2 protein-coding genes and 1 pseudogene are annotated in these 2,013 nt (G+C 61.4%); all 3 read right to left on the bottom strand.

All coding sequences use genetic code 11. The annotated features are described in order from the left end of the window. Window positions 1-31: 31 nt before the first annotated feature. Complete coding sequence (locus ACX3P1_RS27975) at window positions 32-262, bottom strand: hypothetical protein (protein WP_459083041.1); 231 nt, start codon at window positions 260-262, stop codon at window positions 32-34. A 382-nt stretch (window positions 263-644) separates the two neighbouring features. After that, window positions 645-1,439, bottom strand: coding sequence for a hypothetical protein (locus ACX3P1_RS27970; protein WP_459083039.1), 795 nt, complete (start codon window positions 1,437-1,439; stop codon window positions 645-647). Between the two features lie 503 nt (window positions 1,440-1,942). Then, a pseudogene (locus ACX3P1_RS27965) lies at window positions 1,943-2,013 on the bottom strand (integrase core domain-containing protein); the annotation flags it as partial.

Genomic DNA, 2,013 nt, shown 5'->3' with positions numbered 1-2,013 from the left:
CCTTCGTCAGCTGACGAGACCAAAACCCTCCTTAATTCACAACCTCAAATCTGGGACACAGGTGCTGACGGGGAACAACCTTGACCAACAGCGAGGTTCGGAATGCCTCGGCGTCTTTCTTACGGTCGAATGCGCGGCGTCGGCGCTTCAGGGTCAGCGGCTCCCGATATTCACAATACCATTGCGGATAGGCGGCTATCGTACCTCCCTTTAGCTTGCGGCGACGGGTTGTGGTGGTGATGGAAACGTTAAAATCGTTCATGATATTGCTCATCAAAAAAGAAAAAAGCGAGAACAAAAACACGCCGTAGTGACCGGCACAAGTAATCGCCGAAGGATTCAGCAAGCCCGTGAAACGGCCCGAGTGGTAACCAGCGCGGTAACCACGGCATGTTGGAAAATGGCGAAACCGCGAGACGACGCGGCCTCGAAGGCCTCGGATTCCGCCCTCATCGAGGTTGAAATCGCAGCCGCGAACACCTAGGCGGGGAGCGGCGTTCCGGTCTTCGTATACCCAACACAGCGGCACGGCGGGACGGACGGACGCCCGTAGGGCACCGGCATAGGGGTGGCGCGCGCAGCGGCAGGCACATACCCCACCCTCCCCCTCCCATAGTGTGTAGATGTCCGTCCGTCCGGGCGCATCAGAATGGCCTTTTTGCGCCCAGCCGCAGCGGCTCGTCGGGCAGATAGGTTAGCGGCATGCCGGTGGCCCGCTTCTTACCCAGCATCTTGAACTGCACTGGATTCGGGGGAATAAAGGCGTCCTCCAGCTTGCGGAGGGCTCGTTCCCATGCCTTCTGAGCCCACGGAGTGCCCCGGAACACCTCCTCCATCGCCGGAGCGCCGTTGGCGATGTAGAACCCGGCGGCCTCGCCCTCGGTGGTTATCCGCATCCCGTAGCTTACGACGATCCTCTCGGCATCCGCGAAGTCGTTGCCGCGCCGCTGCTGCTCATCGCGGAGGCTAGCGAGCCAATGGCCGAGAGGGTAGCCGTCCACGACATGGGACAGGAGGTGGTCGAGGCATTCCTGCGCATCGTCCCGCTCGACCTCAAGGGCGTGACGCTCGATGGCCGGCGCGTATTCGGCGGCGAGGGCTTGCGCTTCCTCGTCTGTAGGAACCCTGCCGTTCAGGGCCACAAAGCCCGCCCCGATCAGGATGCTCATGTTCTGGCGATGTCGCCGAGCCCCCGTCAGGTGCAGGTCAATGGCGTCGGCGGCCGGCTGAATCAGATGGGCGAGCCCGATCATATGGGAACACCATGCCGAGCCCGTGGTGCGGAAGTATGCCTCGTCCTCGGCGATGCGCCTTGCCACCTCCCGGTCGTTCTCATGCATCAGTAGTTCGAACATGGAAATGCGCGACTGGTCGGCGGGTGACATACCGCGCGGATTGATGGCACTGAACAGGAAGGTTGTGCGCAGGCTGAAGCTCATCGCCTTGCCTTCGGGTGTTCCCTCAGTACCGGCGTATCCGCCGACGAGGCGCTGCGGGCGAGCCGGAGGACGTTGCGGAGGGTGGAATCCCTTTGGTCGGCCTCAAACTCGTCCAGCAGGATCGGCAAGCTATCCGGCCCTAATGTCTGCCGGATGCCGGCCTCGCTACTCTGTCCTTCCGCCTAGATCGCCAGAGGGCTCAACACGATGGAGGCGACCGTGTGGATGGTGGTCTTGCCCGATCGCGCCGGCCCGTAGACGAAGGCGTGGGGCCGCCACACCAGAGCGCCGCAGATTGATGCCATCGCGAGCCAGCCGAACAGCAGGCCGGCGTCCTGTGGATCACGCCAGTTGTAGAGCCCGAGGTGATTCCTGAGGCGCTGGACATCGAAGGATTGCCCATCGGTCAGCGGAATGTCCTCGAAACAAAGGTAGAGGAATTTTGTGCTTTCAACCAACTGCCCGAGATTGACAATGACCTTGCCGTTCTCAAGCCAGAAGCTGCCATTGAAGCTTTCCACGAAGCCGTTCTGCATCGGTTTGCCTGGTGCGATATAATGCCATTCAATGCCGG

The organism is Mesorhizobium sp. A623 (assembly GCF_054489405.1).
The sequence above is the reverse complement of the archived record's forward strand: the minus strand, read 5'-3'. Positions and strand labels throughout refer to the sequence as shown.